Source organism: Leptospira bourretii (assembly GCF_004770145.1).
GTDB classification, from domain to species: domain Bacteria; phylum Spirochaetota; class Leptospiria; order Leptospirales; family Leptospiraceae; genus Leptospira_A; species Leptospira_A bourretii.
In genome coordinates this window covers 64,478-84,808 of sequence record NZ_RQFW01000016.1, presented here as the reverse complement: position 1 = coordinate 84,808, position 20,331 = coordinate 64,478, and the positions used below count along the sequence as shown (strand labels likewise).

Sequence of the window (20,331 nt, the reverse complement as noted above, 5' to 3'; positions counted from 1 at the left end):
TTAACTGACTCTTTCTGGCATTTTCCAAATTCCTGATTTGGCAGTTTCTTTGGCATAGGTTTGAAAATCTTTTGGTTTTCTGCCTAGTGCCAGCTCCAAATCGCTTACGACTGATTCATTCCTTCCATCAAGGACGGTGCGAAACAAATAATCGATTAACCATAAAACATCTTCTGGAAGCCCAAATTCCTTTAAAGTTAACAAATAATCATCTAACGGAAGTTCTTCGAATTCTATCGATTGGTTTGTGACTTCTGCTATTGTATTGAAAACATCTTTAAAACTAACTAGTTCTGGACCTGTCAGCTCATACAGTTTATTTTTATGTTTGTCTGTGACAAGAGAGGCAAAGGCAAGTTCACTAAGATCATCCAAATCCACAAATGGTTCTTTGGCTGCTACCTTAGGAAATAAAACTTTACCTTCCAAAATTGGTTCAAGAAACATCCCTTCGCTAAAATTTTGTAAGAACCAACTCGACCGAAGGATGGTCCATTCTAAACCTGAGTTTTGTACCACTTGTTCGCAAACTTTTGCTTCAGGTTCTCCTCTACCTGATAACAAAACAAGACGTTTCACTTTGTTTTTTTGACAAACTTGCACCAAGGATTGGATCGCCTTCAAAGAAGATGGCACTGCCAAATCTGGTTGGAAACTAATGTAAACTTGATCGATTCCTTGGAGTGTCTCTTCCCAATTTTCTGGATTTTCCCAATCAAAGGATGGTTCCGCCTTTCTTGATCCCAATTGAACTGGATAACCCGCTTGTTTGAGTTTTGATAGAATTCGTGATCCAGTTTTTCCACTGGATCCAATGATAAGTGTTTTTGGTTTCATAAGATAAAGAATACAAGAAACGGGAAAAGAAAAATTGAACAAACCCGACAAAGTTTAGATTTTTTCTCTGAATTGAAATGGTTTTTGTTTAGTAAAGGATTTGAATTGGCGAATAAAATGAGATTGGTCCGAATACCCACTAACATATGCTATATCAGTGAGACTAAATTTGTTGTCAGTATTTATTTCATTTAGACTAGATTGAAACCGAATGATGGTTGAGAACTGTTTTGGGGTAAGACCTACATAGTTTTGGAATCGCCTTTGCAGTGTTCTTTCAGAAAGTCCATGTTTTTTGGATAACTTCCCGATTTCACAGTTCCCTTTTTTCTCTAAAATTTCTTCGATACAAACAAACAAAACCGGATCTGGACGAAACTTCTTTCCTTTTTCGAGAATAAAATTCAGTAATGCTTGGGTTGCCAAAGAAGAAGAAAACTCGTCAATCGCCAAACTGAAATTAGGTTCAAAATTCCACTCGAACTTAGGGATTGTCCAACAAGAATTGGTTAGCTCAAGAACAGGAATGCCCAAAGCTGTTTCTACAACTGCAGGAAGGAGTTGGACCATCACAAAGAAAAAAGGACCTTCGATTTCAATTTGTATGGGGTAAATGGTCTGCCCATAGACAAATACTGGATCCATTACTTTGGATTCCGATCCAACAAAAACCGTCACAGGTTTTTCGGAATGAAAAAATACAATTCCAGGAAATCCATCTGCATAAAAAGGAAGTTTATATTTCTCTCCATGGGTGGATTCAAATACATATACAGATTGGATGAGTGATCTTTCCTTCGGACTTAAGTTAGGGTTCCAAACTTTCATTCAATCTTAATTCAAACTATCTTACTGCAAACCTTTGATTGGTAACTTCTCATGAAAAAATCAAAAGAAGTGAAAACCTTAGTCTACGAATTACTTAGACTTATATTTTAACTCTTTGGAATATTTTTTTATCAATGAGCACCACAAAATAAAAATCTCACATAACAGATGTATTTATTTTTTTTCGATAAAACATGATTTTCCTTTTTTACCCATTTACACGTGAGAGAGCAAAAAGGGAATGTGTTCTTAATGGCAAAATTTTCAATTCTCGATTTAGTATTTATCAATGAAGGAAATACCGCAAAGGAAGCTTTGGCGAATTCCGTTCGAGTGGCAAAAGTGGCAGAGAGTTTGGGTTACCATCGTATTTGGGTTGCGGAACACCATAACTTCCCATCCATCGCAAGTGCAGCTACCTCTGTTGTCATCGGTCATTTAGCAGGACATACCAAAAGTATACGCATTGGCGCCGGAGGGATCATGTTACCAAATCATTCCCCTCTTGTCATTGCAGAACAATTCGGAACCTTAGAAAGTTTATATCCAGGAAGGATTGATTTAGGTCTTGGTCGTGCTCCCGGAACTGACCAACTCACCTTACGCGCGTTAAGACGTGATGCCATGAGTGCACAATCGTTCCCGGAAGATGTCAAAGAACTTCTCGCTTATTTTGAAGATGATGATCAGCAATTACAAATACGTGCTATTCCTGGGATGGGAACTCATATTCCTGTCTGGATTTTAGGTTCTAGTTTGTTTGGAGCTCAACTTGCAGCAATCCTTGGACTTCCCTACGCCTTTGCTTCTCATTTTGCACCAGGTGCTTTGATGGAAGCCATTAGTATTTATCGAAAACAATTTCGACCTTCCCGGTATTTAGACAAACCTTATGTGATGGTAGGAGTGAATGTGATTGCGGCGGATACGGACAAAGAAGCGAAACATCTTTTCACAAGTTCCCAACAATCCTTTACTCGGATACTTCGAAATAGGAGAGGTACTTTTCCACCTCCTATTGAAGACATCGATTCCTATTGGTCTCCACAAGAAAAACAAATGGCATCTCAAATGTTATCTTATTCTGTTGTGGGAGCACCAAATACAGTGAAAGAGGGTATTCAAAAAGTTTTAGAAGAAACAAAAGCCGATGAGTTAATGACCGTTACCTCTATTTATGATACAGATAAAAAAATCCACTCTCTCGAAATTTTGGCAAATTTGGATATTGAGTAAAAATATAATGATACAAATTTTTTTAATTTTTTCTTTGCCTAACTTACTATTTTTGAATGGATATACGTAAAAACACCTGGAACTTTTTTTAAAAATTTCAGGTCGTATCTTTCTGTAACAAGGGAACGTTTATGAAACAAAAATCTAGATTCTTATTGGTTTTGTCTTCCATCCTCCTCATTTTTTCCACCGCTTCTTGTTCTCGCGGCTGGTTGCGTAGTAAAATCCGAGAACGTTTCCAAAAAAAAATGGAAGAAAAACCAGCACCTATTGCTTCCAACGATCTGAGCCAAAAAATCGAAAATCCAGGTGATTATACATTCACTTTTTCTTTTGACGGAATCCCTCGATATTACAAAGTGCATGTTCCAAAATCATATTCACCTAACAAAGAAACTCCCCTCCTTTTTGTTTTACATGGAGGTGGCGGTGATATGGAAATCCAATCTAAAGAAGAATATTACCATCAAATTTCCAAATCAGAAGAAAATGGACATATCGCCGTATTCCCAAATGGATATAGTAAATACAAATCTGGAAAAATTGCTACATGGAATGCGGGGAATTGTTGCGCGGAAGCGCGTGACAAAAAAATCGACGATGTTGGTTTTATCAAAGAAGTCTTAAACCATACCACCAAACAACTACACATTGACAAATCCAAAGTGTATTCTACCGGGATGTCCAATGGAGCCATGATGACCTATCGCCTCGCATGCGAAATGACAGATAAACTTTCAGCAATCGCAACCGTTGCCGGTACTGATAATACAATCTTCTGTAATCCTTCCAAACCAATTTCTGTATTGCATATTCACGCAAAAGATGATGATAAAGTTCTTTTTTTTGGTGGTGCAGGCAGTAGTTTCAAAGATAGATCACTTGTTACTGATTTTGTTTCTGTTCCTAAATCAGTAGATAAATGGGTTCAATTCAACCAGTGTAATCCTACACCCAAACGAGTCTTAGACGAACCAGGTGTCATTTGCGATGAATACAATGAATGTAAAAATGGTGTGAAGGTAAAACTTTGTGTCACCGAATCGGGAGGGCATTCTTGGCCTGGCGGCAAAAAACCCTCACTTTTCTTTGGCTCTGCCACACCATCAACGGCCATCAAAGCAAACGATCTCATGTGGGAATTTTTTACCGCAAAATAAAGATAAAACTTACAATATTGATTAGTATTACTAGTATGTCAACCGTTGGCATACTAGTTGATAAAACACTTCCAAGTTCCAATGATTTTTCCCTTTCTTAAAAGGATCACTTCGCCCATTTCAGCCATTACTTTTTCACTTTGGGTGGGACGAAAAAAAACATAGTCATCTGGTTTTAAGCCAGTCGCCAAACTTCCGTTTAAGATCCCTTGGTTTGTACTAACACCATAAAGGTTATTGTCAAAAAGCCCTTGGGGAGATTCTTTTTTGGCAAGATAAGCTCCACCGTAAATAAAATAAGTCACCTGTAAGTTTGGATTCCAGAAAGGAAATAAAAATGAAATGGATTCTAAAAAGGGAATGGTGGTTCCTTCCAATCGTTTCAAAACAGGGGCTGCAATAAAAAACGCAGGTTTGTGTTCTACAAGTGTACTGACATCAAAATCTGTCGGCATCACAAGTGCTGAACCAACAGAGACATCATTGACCACATTTTGATTCTTTTGATAAAATCGATACGTTTTACTTCCACCACCATTCAAAAGTAATTCTTTATCAAACAAAGATGGAAATGATTCTTTACCAGATTGAACAAATCCTTCATATTTTTTCAAAGAGGAGCCAATCTCTTTTTCTATCGCTTCATTCTTATCACCTAATAGATTTGGAACGGAAGCGACATGTGGCTCGTAACCCATAAATCCACCAAACTCTAAGTTTTTTTGATGGTTCTGAAAGATAGCAAGAATTTGATTTGTTTCCTTTGGATTCACAAATCCACCCCTGTGAAGGCCAATATCAATCTCCAAAACAAGGTTGAGTTTTATATTTTTTGATTTTGCAAACTCCAAGTATTGATTCATCCTTGTTTCTGTATCAACCAACCAGTGAATTTTCTGGAATCGATCTACTTTTGTTTTTAGGTAAATATCTTCTAATGCACGAACTGGCATCGGTTTTCCAAGAAGGATATCAAAGGAAGAAAATTCACGATCACCTAGTAACATCACCAAGTCACCTGAGTGGAAAACCATAAGACGATTTGTTTTTGTTGCTTTTGTAATATAACGAAGGAGATCCAAAGAAGGAAGTGACTTTACAACGATACGATAGTGTAAGGGTGGTGGTATGTTTTTAGAAAGTGTAGATAAATTTTCATCCAACCGATCCAAGTCCAAAAGTACAACCGGTTTTCCAAAACCATTGGTTTTTAACTCTTGGTTAAGGGCAAAATAATATTCTTGGTAAGCGGAACCTTCATCCTTTGGTTTTAGAAAAGATAAAACGACGAGTCCGATCAGTAGAAAAAACCAGAGGCGGGATTTACGAGTTTTGAACATAAATTTCCAGTATGAATTGATAAGAAAAAAAGTTTTTTTAAATCTGCCAAGAATAGTTTGCAACTTTTCTTTTTCTTTTGTCAAAGAATGATTAGGCTAGCAAATCACGAGTGAAAGTATGTTGTTCGTTTTTATTTTGATTCCACTTCATATGTTTTATGAAAAACAAAACCCTTTTGTTCTTGGTTAAATTCCGCTATCCAGGCTAATTATGTAAAAGGCAGAGTCCTTTTCATTGGATTTGTAATGAAAATTCGTTATCTATTTGCGATTTACTGTTCTCTTATCGCCATATTGCCAATCCATGCAAGTCCCAATCTTACCAACTTTCAACTGAACAACCCTAAAGAACTGGTGAAATTAGCCGGCCAATGGAGATTCAACCCTAAAGATGACATAACCCATGCTCAAAAACAATTTCCCGATACCCACTGGGGCCAACTGTCTGTTCCTGCCCAATGGAACAATTCAGGTCTGTCCGGTTTTCAAGTAGGATGGTACAGACAATCCTTCCAAGTTTCGAAATTATTTAAAAACCAAAAGATAAGTATCCTCACTCCTATCATTGCCGATGCCAATGAAATTTATATCAATGGAGTTCTTGTTGGTCAAACAGGTTTGATTTCCGAATCCGGTGAATTGATTAAAAAAAGCAGTAGAATCAGTGTATATACAATCCCATCTGAACTCATCAATTATGAAGGAAAAAACACTATTGCCGTGCGAGTGGCTGACGATGTAGGTTGGGGTGGGTTTGTAAATTCTGAATTTTATATGGGCGATTCAGATCTCATCCAAAGTAAATTCTACAAATACATCATGTGGAATTCTGCAATTTGTTTTGCTTTTTTATATTCTGCTATTTATTGTTTGATTCTTTGGTTACGTAGCCGCAGAGAACGTGCTTATTTAATTTATTTCATTTTTGCAATCCTTGCAGGACTTGCAACTTTCGGAAACTTATCACTCCCGTACTTTATTTGGGATAATTTTTGGTTCAACCATTTCATTTTTCACCCTGCGTTAAACTTAATGGGTATATTTGGGACTCTTTTCTTTTTTGATTTTTCAGAACAAAAACCATCAAAGTTGATAAAGGGAGTTCTTTGGTTTCATGCAATCCTCTCCATCGTCTCCTTTTTTACGTTTTATCCTTTTATCATGGATATTTACTCGAAGTATACTTTAAATGCAAATGATATCCTTTCACTTATAGAACTTCTTTTTATTTTCGTCTTCACCATCAAAGCAGTTCGGAACAAACAACCAGGTGCTTTTATTATTTTAATTGGACAAATCGGACTTGGGATTACTGCGATTTTCTCTGTTTTAAGTTATCTCCAAGTTTACGTTTCAGTTTTAGATCGATCTCTTTCAGAAGGATTTTTATTTTACACCTTAAGTTTGTCATTTGCATTATCGATTCGTTTTGCAAAACTTTATGAAGCTACAAACCAATTAAAGAGTGAGTTAGAAAAGAAAAACGAAGAATTAATATCATTGGATAAAATGAAAAACGAGTTTTTATCCAATACCTCCCATGAACTCCGAACACCACTCAACGGAATCATTGGGATTACTGAATCTCTCATCGAAGGTACGATGGGTACAGTCAGCAATGGAGTCGCCAAAAACTTAGGCTTCATTATATCGTCTGCCAAAAGACTTTCTAATTTAGTTAATGACCTTCTTGATTTTTCGATGATGAAAAATCGAAGGTTTAATCTTTTCCCAATCACACTCGCCATCCAACCTTCTGTTGAAATAACTATAGGCTTACTCGAACGTACTGCCAGAGAAAAAGGAATCGCTCTCATCAGCGAAATTCCCGATAACACTCCTTTAGTTTATGGAGATGAAAGTAGAATCCAACAAATCCTCTTTAACTTAATTGGGAATGCTATCAAATTCACCGAATCTGGAAGTATTCGAATCACCGTCAGAACAATTAACAATGGTTTGGTTGATTATTTGGAAATTTCTGTTATCGATACAGGAATTGGTCTCTCCAAAGAAGACCAAAATAAAATTTTTTCGCCCTTTGCCCAAGCAGACGCTAGTATTTCGCGAAACTATGGTGGAGTGGGACTTGGTCTTTCCATCACCAAAAACTTGGTAGAATTACATACAGGGACTATTTCTGTTGAATCAGAACTAGGCAAGGGATCAATATTTCGATTCACATTGCCTCTTGCGAATGGCCAAACAGAATTCCAATTTCCTCAAAACTCAAATGCAGACGGTGCCCATATTTGGATGTCAACAGAAGACTTAAGAGGAAATTTCATCGTTGAACAAGCGTATACGGAAAGGATGGAACTTAGTACAAATCTTTCGAAAGATTTAAATAGAAATCTCACCATCCTTGCTGTCGACGATGACCCAATCAATTTAGAAGTATTAAAAATTCAACTTAGCGGCTCTGGATTTCATGTTGTACCCGTGTTAGATGGACAAACAGCAATCAATGTAGCAAATGAAATCAAACCAGATTTAGTATTGTTAGACATCATGATGCCAAAAATGAGTGGTTATCAAGTTTGCAAAATATTGAGAGAATCTTATTCGATGTATGAAATGCCAATTCTTATGTTAACGGCAAAAAATAGAATCGAAGATGTACTTTCTGGTTTGGAAGCAGGTGCCAATGATTATCTAGGAAAACCTTTTGACAAAAGAGAACTTCTTGCGAGGGTCAACACACTAATCCTTTTAAAATCTGCGGTTGAAGAAAAAGAAGATTATTTAAGTATCAAAGCTGAATTAAAACTGGCCAAAAAAATCCAAGATTCTTCCCTTCCCTTACATCCGCCAACTGGTGGTAGGGCAACCATTGTATCAAGATACAATCCGATGACTTCGATTGGTGGGGATTATTACGATTTTCACACGCCCGACGAATATAGTTTAGGTGTTGTGATTGCCGATGTATCAGGTCATGGAATACCAGCCGCCATTGTGGCAGCAATGTTCAAGATGGCATTTAACTTACAAAAACATGTTTCTAAAAAACCGAACGAAGTTTTAAAAAGAATCAACAAGTTACTGCTGAATTCAATTCATAAACAATTTGTTACTGCTTGTTATTTATTTTTTGATTTAGAAAACCAAAGAATCCTTTATGCAAGTGCCGGTCACCCTCCAGTAGCTTTTTATAGAAGAAAAACTAACAAAGTAGAAATGGTTCGACCAAAAGGAAGAATTCTCGGATGTTTTCCAGAGATTCCTGATGAAATTTTGGACATTCCTTTTGCTATTGGTGACCGAGTCATTTTATATACAGACGGAATCTCCGAAGCACGAAATCTCGCAGGGGAGATGTTTGGTGATGAAAGACTCAGCCATTATATTGTTGAAAATTCTAAAGATAGTTCGGCCGATCTATTTGCCGACGGACTTTTAGAACAAATCAAAGAATTTTGCGGGAAAAATGTTCCAGATGACGACATAACACTCGTAGTCGTTGATCTCTGACACCGCCAAACATCTAACTTTTTTTTAATCTTAATAAAAATTGAGATGCTTTAATTTCTTAGAAATTCAAAATCTCTCCTAATTCATTTCCTATGAATGAGAGGATATTATGAGCGAATATATTTATTGTTCTGGCCCGATGTTTAGTCCAGAAGAACTGAACACAATGGCAAGTATAGCAGCAAGCCTAGAAAGTGCAGGATACAAAACGTACCTTCCACAAAGAGACGGAATCGAAGTAGCCAAAGTCATGGCAATGGTCAACACGCCCATCATTTCGGGCGAAATCTTTCGAGACATTATGATTTTTGTGCAAAAAGCAGTGTTTGCAATGGATGTTTATCAAGTTGTTGAACGATGCAGTGCAACAGTATTCAACATGAATGGAAGACCTGCTGATGATGGTTCTATTTCTGAAACAGGAATATCCTTTGCTGTTGGAAAACCAATCGTCATTTACAAAAATGACCCAAGAACTGAATTTAATGGGTTAGACAACCCTCTCCTAACAGGACTTAGTTATAATTGGAAATACGTCACAGACATTGCTAAAATTCCAACTAACCTTGCAGAAATGATTGTGAAGGTCAACGCTGCGGGAGAAAACCTTTATCTAAAAAATCCCCCACCTATGGTCAAAAAAACCATGGAAGTTGGAAAAGAAGTTTGGGAAATTCTACAAATCATCCGCTTCTTTGAACACAAAGAGAAAGATTTAATCGCCATCCTCAAAGTCCTTATGGAAAAACTGAAAGCTTCTGCGAGTTTTATGAAATACTTAGAAGGTTAATCTTTAAGTATTAAATCTTAAACTTATCAATTTCTGCTTTTAAGTCTTCGGCAAGGACTCCTAAGTTATTCGCCGCTTCCGTTACTTCTTCAGATGATGCAAGTTGTTCTTCTGAAGAAGCAGCGATGGCTTGTGTGCTATCAGAAATTCCGTTAGAAATTTGTGCCAATTGTTCTGTCGATGCATTTAACTCTTCCGTACTTGCCGAGATTTCTTCTGTAGTTGCTGAAACACCTTGCATTTCATCAGTTACCTTTTCAATGGAACCTGCAATTCTTTCAAATGTTTGTCCCACTTCATTGACCATAGAAACACCTTGTTCCACTTCTCTTGCACCATTCTCCATCATCGCAACAGCTGAACTTGTATTGTTTTGAATTTCTCCAATCAAAACACTGATTTGTTTGGTTGCATACTCAGATCTTTCCGCTAACTTTCGAACCTCATCCGCAACCACAGCAAAACCTCGCCCTTGGTCTCCGGCTCTGGCCGCTTCAATGGCCGCATTCAGAGCAAGTAAATTAGTTTGGCTCGCAATTTGGTTAATCGTTTCTACAATTTGACCAATCGCTTTTGAATTTTCACCTAAAACATGAATACTATTCGAAATCCCACTGACAGAAGAATTTACAACTGACATCTGTTTAATGGTAGTTCCAATCACATTCCTTCCATCTTGAACTTTTTCCAAAACCTCACTTGCCAAATCAGAAACAGTTGCAGTAGACTCTGCAATTTTTGCGACAGCTTGAGAATTTTCAAGCATACCTCGTTTGTTCTCTGTGAAGGCGACTAGTTGCGATTCTGTATTGACAGCAACTTGTTTAATGGATTTTGCAATATCACCGGCGACAGCAGAAGAATTTTCTGCACTCATATACATTTCTTTTGCAGATTCAGCAACCTTAGTGGATGAATTGGAAACATGTTTCATCATTTCTCGTAAGTTAGCTGCCATGATATTAAAATCATCACCGAGAATTCCAAACTCATCTTTAAAACTTAAATTTACTTTTTCTCGAAGGTCTCCTTGACTTGCTTTTTCTACCACGAATTTAATTTTCTGAATTCGTTTCGAAATAAAAGATGCTAAAAAATATGATAACAACATAGAAAATGTTAAACTTATGATTGCACTCAGGAGAAAGATACCTTGCATTCCCCGTAATCTTCTTTCATAAATGATCTGCTCTCTACCGCCCGCACCAATCACCCAGTTCCATGGTTTATAGTATGCTTGGTAGGCCATAAAAGTATAAATGGGTTCTCCAGGGTTTTGCCAAATTTCACGTAATGGATATCCCGTTGCTTTTGGATTCCCCCAAGTATCTCGGACTGTGTACTTCCCTTGGATTTGGTAGTCCCAAATATTAACACCTTCAAGATTAAATGGATGCATGGTTGCAATTCCTTCCGGTGTAATTCCCCAAAGATACATATAATCGTTTGTCGACATTTTTGTTTTTGATATGTCTCGGTTTCCATCTTGCATCTTAGGACCAACAATGTATGTTTTCGCCATTTCCTGAGCCTCTTCCAAGGTCATATCACCAGCTTTTACTCTTTCGTTTAAAGCATCCACCAGCCCAACTGCATCTTTGAGAACGTTGGTAAACATCTCTTCTCCCACATTCAAAACCTGGTCTTTTGCAGTTGTATAAGAAATATAAAAAATACAGGAAAGTACTGTTGAAAGAATCAAAAATATAAATAACATCAGCTGGCCTTTGATTCCGATCACCTTACTTTTGTTAATTTTTTCTTGGAGAGAGGTTTGAGACATGGAACTAGAATTTGTCATACAGATTTTTTATCTATTTGTATTTGGATTCTTTTCTTCAATCACTCAAATTTTTGGCAAAAGATTATTTTTCTGCAATTTTCGATTCATCCTCCTTTGATTCACAAGAACAGTTCGTACTTATCACATATCCCATAGTCCAAAGCCATACAGAAGTCTCCCTTTTTCTACCGATTGATGGTTCTTTTGAAAAAAACCGATTCTGACAAAGAAGTCTGCCTATCTATTTGAGTTTTAGAATCAGGTTGTTTCCCCTCCTTGTTTTCATTTTTTTTTGACTCTGCGCTTCGTTTGTCCTAGGGGGCTGGTATCTTAGTGATTAGAGGTTAAAAAGAATATGGAATACATGGAATCCCTACTTGATGAGTATTATGATCTTTCTTTAAAATTGGTTACCCTTGGTGGTCCGACAAACCATCCAGAATTGTATGAAGAGATTCTTTCGATTGAAGAAGAAATTTGTTGGGAATCTTCCCTTCCGGCTTCCACAAAAAACCGCCAACTCTTTCAGTTTGTCAGTCCCAAAGAACCAAAAGAAACATACATAAAAAATGCATTGCAGTCTTTAGAAAGAACTAGGACCAAATATTTTTATAAACCAGAAAAACCTTTTGTTCAATACTTAGAAACGGAAGAAAAGGTAGATTTAAAGCATATCAGAGTCCCCTTGATTAATGGTACTTTTTATGAATTTTTATACCCGGTTTGAAACATTTTGATTTTGTGGCCCGAACATTACAAAAATTCCTGGGTTCCATCACTAGTGAACCTAGGATAGTTCTTTTACAAGTCGATCGAATCCTGCATTGGTTCCTTCTACACGGCCATTGGCTTCTTCTTCTGTTGAAAATCCATCTACTGTTGGTTTTTGCAAAAGTACAATCTGTTCGGTAAATACCATCTTTGTTCTACCCTCAATCGTGGACTCAAAGAGCACTGTTACCAAAGAAACAGAGATACGAATGTTATCCACATACATTCCAAAAGCATAAACAATTCTTTCGTTAGGAATAATGTCATAATAAGTTCCATCAAATACATGCCGACTGCCTGATGGTGTTACAACTAAATTGGTTTCTTTCCCGCCAACCTGAAAGTCCAAACTAAATTCAACAGTTTTCCAATCATCATGACAAGCAAACCATCTTCGTTTGGAATCGGCATTGGCCCAAGCGGCAAAGGATCTTTCCTTAGATGCAGGTAAGATCCTTTCGATCGTAAATGTAGAATTTCTGACTTGCCTTTCTTTCAATTTTATTCTCCGTCGGAATTTTCATCAGATGATTCGATTAAAAAACTTCCCAATCGATCAAAACTTCGATTCCAAGCTGCCTTTCTTTCTTCCATCCAAGAATCAATTCCTTCCAGTTTTTTTGGATCCAATCTATATGTGCGAACCCGTCCTGACTTTTCTGATAAAACTATCCCACCTTCTTCTAATACTTTTAAGTGTTTTAACACGGAGGGTAGAGCCATGTCCAAAGGTTCTGCTAATTCCTTAACTGATGCTGGGCCGAAACTCAATCGTTCGACCATAGACAATCGACTGCGATCGGCAAGTGCATGAAAGATATGTTCCAAACCTGGTGATTGATAGTTCATAATGGAATCAATTCAAAATTTCAAACCCTAAAAAGAAGTCCTTACTTTTTTTCTTTCAAGAACCGTTTGGGAATATTGTCAAATAACGGATACATATGAAAATAAGGTTCCGCTTCGTCTATCGTTCGTTTGACGGAAGGTCTCTCCAACAATCTTTCAAAATATGCTTCCAGTTTCGGATGTTTGTTTCTAAAACTCAAAATCGTATCAGCATAAAATAACGCAGGAACTGCCGAACAATCGGCCATCGTAAAACTCTCGCCTGCAATGAAGGTTCGGGAATTTAACTGGGTTTCTAACATCCCATAGGCAATCGGTAACCTTTGGTAAGCCTGTTCTACACCAAGTTGGTCCCTCTGGTCTATAGGACGCAAACGATCGACGACAATTTTCTGCATCGGTTCGCTGACATATAAATCAAAAAATCGGTCCCAAAGTCTAGTTTCCAAGGCAGAGGTTTTTTCTGTAGGAATGAGCCTTTCTTTTCCGGGATAAAATTCATCCAAATACTCAATGATGATACTTGTTTCTGGAATTGTTTTTTCCTTCACTCGGTCACGAAGGAGAGGGATTTTACCAACGGGCCAATAAGCAAATAGTTCGGCGCTGGACTCTTCCACCATCAAATCCACTAACCTCGGCTCAAACTCTGTGCCATTTTCATAGAGCGCGATGAGAACCTTATGGCAAAAGGAAGCAAGTGGGTGGAAGAAAAGCAAAAGGTTTTGGTTTTGATAGTTATCCATTTGGGAAACTATTAACAGAGCCTAATTTGCATGCAAGCAAAATAGTTATCCAATTGGGTAATTATTATAAAATTGTAACCACGTGAAAAAAGTAAGTGAGTTTCGAAAGTGAGGGAGGCGAAAAAACCAGGGATTATCCATCTCTACTCCCAAACATGACATTTGGGATAGGCCAGCGGTCGCACTCGTGACATCCAGGACATGGTAGAAACCTGAGGGACATGTTATCTTGGGTGCATGAAAACACCCAACCAAACATTTCGACATTTTGACCGGCTCCAAGGCAGAACCATTCAGTTTGTTCGTTGGAACCTCCCAGTTCTAGTGATGACGGGACTTTCTCTTTTTTTTCTAAAATGTGAGGGGTCTTCTCCCGATCCCAAAACCGTTCTTGTTCCACTGCTCGTGGCAGCAGATCCAAACACATCCACAAACCTTGGCGGGAGCCAAACGGGTTCTGGAACGGAAACACCCATTGCAGCGGGTGAGATCCCCAATGGACCTCCCCTTCTGAATGAAGTTACCTATATCACAAATCCTGCAAATCCTGCAGACGACCCTTACTCCAGCAAAGGGTTGTTACAATTTCAAAAACAAAGTATTAGTTTTCAAAAACCCGTTCCACCAAACACAGAGATTACTATGTATTTCGGGAAAAAAAATATGGTGTTAAACTCTGATGGAACAGTCACAAATGCATTAGAAACTTTAAAACGCACGGCCGGTAACTTTTCCGGTTATACTTATCTTGGTGATTCAGATAGAAAGTACAAAGTGTTCGTTGTCGCAAAAAATGAATTTGGAATCGCTTCAAAAGAATTAAGAATCGGACACGCAAGGAAGTGCGCCGATGCAATCAAATCACCAGGGACCTTTGGAAATTGTTCAGACCATTGTTTGGAAACAACAATGTCTGGCGACAAAATAGAAATCACAGCAAAGTATAATCTCCCCGTTGATGGAAATTCTTTACACTTAGATTTAAGTGCCGTTAGTCCAAGAAGTTTACCAGAGTCCATTGCACCAGCAGTTGATTTAGATATTGGAATTCCTTTGGCGGGCCAACATACAGTGAAAACCAGTTTTAGTTTTCTCGAGAAAGAGTTTCTTTGCACGGAAGTAACATCTTTACTTACGTTGAACCAACCCTTTCGGTTTACACTCTTAAAAGGATATGTAGCCATCCCCAATGAGTGATTACAGATTGACGAATCCCCGATGTTTATTTTTTGGAAACTGTTTTTGGACATCTGGGATTTGGAACGATTTGAAACAAATCACAACATTTGATTTAAAAAACTGTAAAAATCTTTTTTACAGTTTCCATTCCGTTGTTAATTTTACTTATGGATTCATTGTCTCCTGCTTTTTGATGACAAATTGTTCACCATCTCAATTAGAAAATACTTGTGATGTAAATTCCAAATCTTTTTCAAAAATCGTAGCAGCAAAATCAATATTAGGTGACACAAGCCATCCCTGTTTTCCAGCAAATGTATCAAATCAAACAGGCTTTACTGTTGGTGGTAAAATATCCGGTCTTACAGGAAACGGATTGATATTAATTTTAAATCATAAGAATTCACTTATAATTCCTTCTGGTAGCACAGAGTTTGCCTTTCCCACGCAGATCCCTGTTGGTGCTAATTACGAAGTAAATTTTGCAACGCAAGCGGAAGGTAACTACTGTGAGTTGGTCAATTCTACGGGGACGGTCTTAGGCAAAAACGTAAAAGATATTGAAATTAATTGTAAGGCTTCCTGTATCAAATGTATCATATTTATCACCCAGAATGCTTATCCTGCCAATGTTGGCAAAGCATCGAACTTTGATTCCAGTTGCTATGCGGATCCAAATTACCCTGGTACTGGTAATTATAAAGCAATGGTTGTCGACGAAGTATCACGAAGAGCAAGCATCACACAAAATGTCGGTGATGGTCAGATCGATTGGGTGTTTAAGGCAAACCAGGCGTATATACGACCCGGTGGGATCAATATAGAAACATCCAATGCCAATGGATTATTTACCTCAAGTCTTTCTACGCCAATTACAACCGTTAGCTCTGACCATTGGACAGGACTCAATCCAGATTGGACATCCTATTTGGATGGGGCTTGTTTGAAGTGGACTACAAACGCCACTTTTGAACTTGGAATGACTGGAGATGCTTATACCCAAGATATATTGACACTCACAGCAGGGAGAGGATTACAACAATGTTCCGTCAATCGTGAGTTAGTTTGTGTTGAACAATAAAAGAACATGTATATAATATATACCAACTTATGGATTTTGTTAAATGTTTTGTCTTTCAGCGATTTTTTGTTTGGATAAAAACACAGTCAAACGTTGTAATTGGTCTTTGGAAGTGGAATTAGATTCGGGAAGGACTTTGCCATAAATATTCTTTAAATGATTTCTTAATGTTCCATCAGAAACATTCAAAATCAAACGAATGAAAGAACGACTGTGCCCTTCTGCTATTAACTCACATATCCTTAGTTCTTGTTTGGACAATCCAAAATTTTCAAGTGGTAAGGAGAAGGAAAGATTGGGCCTGTTCTCTTTGAGTGTAGTTTTTAGCAAATAGGCAAAAAACAAAAGACTAATCAGTGTTGTAACAATGGAGATTAGATATTCTTTATAAACAAATACAGGAAGTATACTTAAAACAATGATTCCGAAAAGTAACCCCACCGCAAGAGAGATTAATATAGAGGCAAATAGGCTATAAACACTGGGCCTGGATGCATTAAACCGATTTAAATAAATTGATAATAACACGGACAATGTGGCATCCACAACCGGATGAAGTGGAGGAAAATCAAATCCATACATTGGCAAAAAGTTGGAGAACAATCCAAACCACCAAACACAAAGAGCAATGAGAAATGTCCGACGTTCAAAAAAGGAATTCCATTCCAATGGGAAAAGAACAAAGTATAAAGACAAAGCTATCGCAAAAAAATGAACAGAACCACCTAGAATTCCGCCTAATTGTGTTACAAGAGGGGCCATCCCAAAAGAAAATTTTGTAAAACCATACACAACTGTTTTTGGCATAGAAGAACAAAGTAAATCGACAGCCAAGGCATAAACGGCAATGGAGATAGTCCCTTGATTCAACAATCGCCTTCCCGTACAAAATGAACAGATGGCAACAAGAACGGGGGCTAAGAGAAAAAAAGAATGGCACTGGAAAATCCAAAAAGCAAGGCCAGTGGTCTCATCAGAAGCAAAACAGAGAGCTGCTGTGGCCGCGTTCTGAATTCCAATTGTAAAATAAAAAAGACTTAAGAGTCGGTGAAAACGATGGTCACGAGTGATATTTTCAATAAAACAACTTACATTTGCCAAAGATGCAAACAAAGGAACTAAAAAGAATACACTCATAACAATGAAGTTTAACCTTACTATTACTAATAAGACCACTTCCTAAGTTTTTTTACCATTCAATTTTACACTTTGTGTAAAAAGATTTGAGTCAAATCCTACAATCGTTTGGCGAAGTTAGATAACGAAAACAAATTCTTCGAATATATCAAACTTCAAAAACTCCAAGTAATGGCCTTATAGGATTTGCCTATCCTGAATTCAAAGGCCAAAGTTTCCATACAATGGTAACAAAGACAATCAGCATATTGTGTTGCTATATATTCTCTTTCTTCTACAGATAGAGTCACTTTAGTACATTGACAAAGACTAATAGAACCAACCTTACATTCAAAAATTCGTAAACAATGGGGACAAATTTTATCTTCATGTTTGCGATTCATTTGGTTCTGGTTAGATATTTTTAAGGTATGTGATTTGTATTCTTCCAAGTAGTATCTCCTTTCAAAAAGGAATCGCACAATCTCAGTTGGTGGAGGTTGGAAAATTCCTGTATCTTTGTCCGGGAACCCTTTGAAAACTTAAGGACGAATGATCGTTTACGGGCGATTCATTTGTGGGAAGATCCGACTTTTCCATCCAATACCTTTGGAATAGAATTTACGGTTGCACCGTCAGTTGAGGAGTTTCACCTCATTCCTCCCGGAATAACTTTGATTAAAAACGAAGTTTGTTATTTCTGTCAATCTTCTGTTTCGAATGATTGTTTTTTTCAATCTATACAAACAATCAATGGGAATCAGGAATTTGGTTTTTGTCTTTTGATTGCAATAAAAACTCTGGTGGCATCTCATCTTTTAATTCGACACCTGATAATTTTCGCAACATTGATTCTTTCACAAGATACATTGTTTTTTTGGCAGCACTTTCAAAAACAAAACCACCTGGTCTAATATTGGAAATACAATTGCGACTTTCGTCAGTTTTGCCAACTTGCGGTCTGTAGGTGATATACACTCCCAAACTATCAGCAGAAGACAAACCTGGACGTTCCCCAATCACAACGATCGAAATTTTAGCATTCAAAACCTCACCAATTTCGTCCCCAATCGCCACTCGTCCCCACTTTGAAAGTACAAGTGGACCAATTCGCAAACCAGTTTGATTCATTTCTTGCATTAAGATTTTTAGAAATGGAATCAAATTATCATCGATGGCTTTTGCAGAAAGCCCATCCACACCAATCAAAACCAGGTCAAATTCGCCACCTAACTTTTGCAAATTTTCAAGAGAATCTTGCGAGAGTCTTCGTCCTAAATCTGGTCGTAACAAATACTCTTCTTTGGATTGGACTCTGCTTTCCACAAATACGACAGGAAGGTTTTTTTCTTTGCCCAAAACATTTAAGTTTTCAAGTAAACTCGGGAAATTGGGACTAAGCAATACAGCATCCCTTGCCCTTGCATGGTCCAAACGAAACTTTAACATATCTTTGGTGGAAATTGATCCTCCAGATCGATTTAATCCGATCCTTGCTTGGCTAAATTGTTTCCATTCTTCTAAAAAAGTCATCGGTCTTACTTTCCTAATAAATCTTCGAGTAAACTAAGTTCCCGATTTTCTTTGGGTAAAAAGCCAATTTTATTTGAAAATATTCCTCGGCTGAGTAACCAATCCTCAAATTCTGGAGCAGGTTTTAAACCCAATACTTGCCTGAGATACAATGCATCATGAAAGGATGTACTTTGGTAAGACAACATCACATCATCAGCACCAGGCACCCCCATAATATAAGTGCACCCAGCTACACCTAACAATGTCAATAATGTATCCATATCATCTTGGTCGGCTTCCGCATGATTTGTATAACAAACATCCACACCCATAGGTAATCCCAACAATTTTCCACAAAAATGATCTTCAAGACCCGCACGAATGATTTGTTTTCCATTGTATAAATATTCTGGACCAATAAAACCAACAACGGTGTTCACAAGGAGGGGAGAAAATTCTCTGGCAACTGCATAGGCCCTCACTTCTAACGTCTGTTGGTCGATTCCGTGGTGGGCTCCTGCTGACAAAGCACTGCCTTGCCCTGTTTCAAAATACATTACATGATCGCCAACTGTCCCGCGTTTTAAGGAAAGCGCCATTTCTCTTGATTCTTTCAAAAGAGAAAGTGAAACACCAAAACTTTTGTTTAAATCTTCGGTTCCTCCAATCGACTGAAAAACCAAATCCAAAGGAGCTCCTCGTTTCATCACCTCCATCGAAGTGGTCACATGGGATAAGATACAAGACTGTGTGGGAATGGAATACTTTTGGATAAGATTGTCTAACATCTCTAGTAAAGCAATGTTAGTCGGGATATTATCGGTAGCTGGGTTAATTCCAATGACAGCATCTCCACTTCCGAGTAGTAACCCATCGAAAAGGCTGGCAGCAATTCCTTTGGGATCATCTGTAGGATGGTTTGGTTGCAAACGAACAGAAAGCCGACCTGGTAATCCCAAGGTATTTCTAAATTTTGTGATCACCTTAATTTTATTTCCAACTAAGATCAAGTCCTGGTTGGACATGAGTTTGGAGACTGCAGCAACCATCTCAGGCGTTATTCCCCATCGAATCGAAGTAATTACTGCATCATCAGTTGTTTCTGCTAACAAAAAATCACGAAGCCCACCCACTGTCAGGTGAGAAATCAAAGCAAAGGCCTCTCTGTTATGGGAGTCTAAAATGAGCCTTGTCACCTCATCTTTGTTTGCCGGTATGAGCTCTACATTTAAAAATTCAGAAAGATATACATCAGCAAGTAACATTTGAGCAGCTACTCGTTCTTCCTGGTTTGTTGCTGATAATCCAGCCAGAACGTCTCCAGATCTATGGGGACTTGCCTTTGCTAACAGATCTTTTAATTCGGAGAAATGGTAAGTTTTTGTGCCAAGGATAATTCTATAACCCATGGACAGATTATATCTGATTTAGAAACTTTCGGATAGAACTTTTCTCTTTTACTAACATAGAACTGGACCGATTCTTTAGAAGAATCGGCCACAGTTACCCACCTCTAAATCATATCTTGCAAATCCGATCTTTTCGATCTTGACAGCTTTGCCTTAAAAAAAGACGGCTCATTTCACATGTTGAATCTCTGAATGTCACCGTATATGTTGATGGGTT

18 protein-coding genes are annotated in these 20,331 nt (G+C 37.8%); 7 read left to right on the top strand and 11 right to left on the bottom strand.

Annotated features, from left to right (window positions below; translation table 11 throughout):
* Both EHQ47_RS10745 and EHQ47_RS10740 read right to left on the bottom strand, forming a co-directional pair.
* Nucleotides 1-837, bottom strand: coding sequence for an NAD(P)H-binding protein (locus EHQ47_RS10745; RefSeq protein WP_135747617.1), 837 nt, complete (start codon nucleotides 835-837; stop codon nucleotides 1-3).
* Nucleotides 838-891: 54 nt separating this feature from the next.
* On the bottom strand, nucleotides 892-1,665 hold the full coding sequence (locus tag EHQ47_RS10740; RefSeq protein WP_135747616.1) for a helix-turn-helix domain-containing protein: 774 nt from the start codon (nucleotides 1,663-1,665) through the stop codon (nucleotides 892-894).
* 252 nt (nucleotides 1,666-1,917) lie between these two features.
* Between EHQ47_RS10740 and EHQ47_RS10735 the strand changes: the two genes are divergently transcribed.
* Both EHQ47_RS10735 and EHQ47_RS10730 read left to right on the top strand, forming a co-directional pair.
* Nucleotides 1,918-2,901, top strand: coding sequence for an LLM class flavin-dependent oxidoreductase (locus tag EHQ47_RS10735; RefSeq protein ID WP_135747615.1), 984 nt, complete (start codon nucleotides 1,918-1,920; stop codon nucleotides 2,899-2,901).
* A 131-nt stretch (nucleotides 2,902-3,032) separates the two neighbouring features.
* Nucleotides 3,033-4,061, top strand: a complete 1,029-nt coding sequence (locus EHQ47_RS10730) for an extracellular catalytic domain type 1 short-chain-length polyhydroxyalkanoate depolymerase (RefSeq protein ID WP_135747614.1) — start codon at nucleotides 3,033-3,035, stop codon at nucleotides 4,059-4,061.
* 53 nt (nucleotides 4,062-4,114) lie between these two features.
* On the opposite strand, the gene EHQ47_RS10725 is transcribed toward EHQ47_RS10730, so the two are convergent.
* Complete coding sequence (locus EHQ47_RS10725) at nucleotides 4,115-5,401, bottom strand: alanine racemase (protein WP_135747613.1); 1,287 nt, start codon at nucleotides 5,399-5,401, stop codon at nucleotides 4,115-4,117.
* 246 nt (nucleotides 5,402-5,647) lie between these two features.
* Between EHQ47_RS10725 and EHQ47_RS10720 the strand changes: the two genes are divergently transcribed.
* Both EHQ47_RS10720 and EHQ47_RS10715 read left to right on the top strand, forming a co-directional pair.
* A complete protein-coding gene (locus EHQ47_RS10720) occupies nucleotides 5,648-8,875 on the top strand; it encodes a SpoIIE family protein phosphatase (protein ID WP_135747612.1) in 3,228 nt (1,075 codons plus the stop codon).
* 109 nt (nucleotides 8,876-8,984) lie between these two features.
* Nucleotides 8,985-9,665, top strand: a complete 681-nt coding sequence (locus EHQ47_RS10715; protein ID WP_135694840.1) for a nucleoside 2-deoxyribosyltransferase — start codon at nucleotides 8,985-8,987, stop codon at nucleotides 9,663-9,665.
* A 10-nt stretch (nucleotides 9,666-9,675) separates the two neighbouring features.
* Here EHQ47_RS10715 and EHQ47_RS10710 read toward each other — a convergent pair whose 3' ends face one another.
* A complete protein-coding gene (locus tag EHQ47_RS10710; RefSeq protein ID WP_135747611.1) occupies nucleotides 9,676-11,466 on the bottom strand; it encodes a methyl-accepting chemotaxis protein in 1,791 nt (596 codons plus the stop codon).
* A gap of 346 nt (nucleotides 11,467-11,812) precedes the next feature.
* Between EHQ47_RS10710 and EHQ47_RS10705 the strand changes: the two genes are divergently transcribed.
* Nucleotides 11,813-12,175 carry a hypothetical protein gene (locus EHQ47_RS10705; protein ID WP_244290313.1) on the top strand — a complete coding sequence of 121 codons (363 nt, stop codon included), beginning with the start codon at nucleotides 11,813-11,815 and terminating at the stop codon, nucleotides 12,173-12,175.
* Nucleotides 12,176-12,235: 60 nt separating this feature from the next.
* Here the strand turns inward: EHQ47_RS10705 and EHQ47_RS10700 are convergent, their stop codons facing one another.
* From EHQ47_RS10700 to EHQ47_RS10690, 3 genes are read right to left on the bottom strand one after another with little or no spacing between them, the layout of a single operon-like run.
* On the bottom strand, nucleotides 12,236-12,718 hold the full coding sequence (locus EHQ47_RS10700) for an SRPBCC family protein (protein ID WP_135747609.1): 483 nt from the start codon (nucleotides 12,716-12,718) through the stop codon (nucleotides 12,236-12,238).
* 2 nt (nucleotides 12,719-12,720) lie between these two features.
* Nucleotides 12,721-13,068, bottom strand: a complete 348-nt coding sequence (locus EHQ47_RS10695; protein WP_135747608.1) for an ArsR/SmtB family transcription factor — start codon at nucleotides 13,066-13,068, stop codon at nucleotides 12,721-12,723.
* 41 nt (nucleotides 13,069-13,109) lie between these two features.
* Nucleotides 13,110-13,814 carry a glutathione S-transferase family protein gene (locus EHQ47_RS10690; protein WP_135747607.1) on the bottom strand — a complete coding sequence of 235 codons (705 nt, stop codon included), beginning with the start codon at nucleotides 13,812-13,814 and terminating at the stop codon, nucleotides 13,110-13,112.
* A gap of 237 nt (nucleotides 13,815-14,051) precedes the next feature.
* Between EHQ47_RS10690 and EHQ47_RS10685 the strand changes: the two genes are divergently transcribed.
* Both EHQ47_RS10685 and EHQ47_RS10680 read left to right on the top strand, forming a co-directional pair.
* Complete coding sequence (locus EHQ47_RS10685) at nucleotides 14,052-15,011, top strand: hypothetical protein (RefSeq protein WP_135747606.1); 960 nt, start codon at nucleotides 14,052-14,054, stop codon at nucleotides 15,009-15,011.
* Nucleotides 15,012-15,081: 70 nt separating this feature from the next.
* Nucleotides 15,082-16,074, top strand: a complete 993-nt coding sequence (locus tag EHQ47_RS10680; RefSeq protein WP_244290312.1) for a DUF1554 domain-containing protein — start codon at nucleotides 15,082-15,084, stop codon at nucleotides 16,072-16,074.
* A 39-nt stretch (nucleotides 16,075-16,113) separates the two neighbouring features.
* On the opposite strand, the gene EHQ47_RS10675 is transcribed toward EHQ47_RS10680, so the two are convergent.
* The 4 genes from EHQ47_RS10675 to EHQ47_RS10660 form a co-directional block, all read right to left on the bottom strand.
* On the bottom strand, nucleotides 16,114-17,211 hold the full coding sequence (locus EHQ47_RS10675) for a helix-turn-helix transcriptional regulator (protein WP_135747604.1): 1,098 nt from the start codon (nucleotides 17,209-17,211) through the stop codon (nucleotides 16,114-16,116).
* 155 nt (nucleotides 17,212-17,366) lie between these two features.
* The gene (locus EHQ47_RS10670) at nucleotides 17,367-17,594 is read right to left on the bottom strand and encodes a cysteine-rich CWC family protein (protein WP_244290331.1); all 228 of its coding nucleotides are present in this window, start codon (nucleotides 17,592-17,594) and stop codon (nucleotides 17,367-17,369) included.
* Nucleotides 17,595-17,940: 346 nt separating this feature from the next.
* On the bottom strand, nucleotides 17,941-18,723 hold the full coding sequence (eutC, locus tag EHQ47_RS10665; RefSeq protein ID WP_135747602.1) for an ethanolamine ammonia-lyase subunit EutC: 783 nt from the start codon (nucleotides 18,721-18,723) through the stop codon (nucleotides 17,941-17,943).
* Between the two features lie 5 nt (nucleotides 18,724-18,728).
* The gene (locus EHQ47_RS10660; RefSeq protein ID WP_135777164.1) at nucleotides 18,729-20,114 is read right to left on the bottom strand and encodes an ethanolamine ammonia-lyase subunit EutB; all 1,386 of its coding nucleotides are present in this window, start codon (nucleotides 20,112-20,114) and stop codon (nucleotides 18,729-18,731) included.
* Nucleotides 20,115-20,331: the final 217 nt, after the last annotated feature.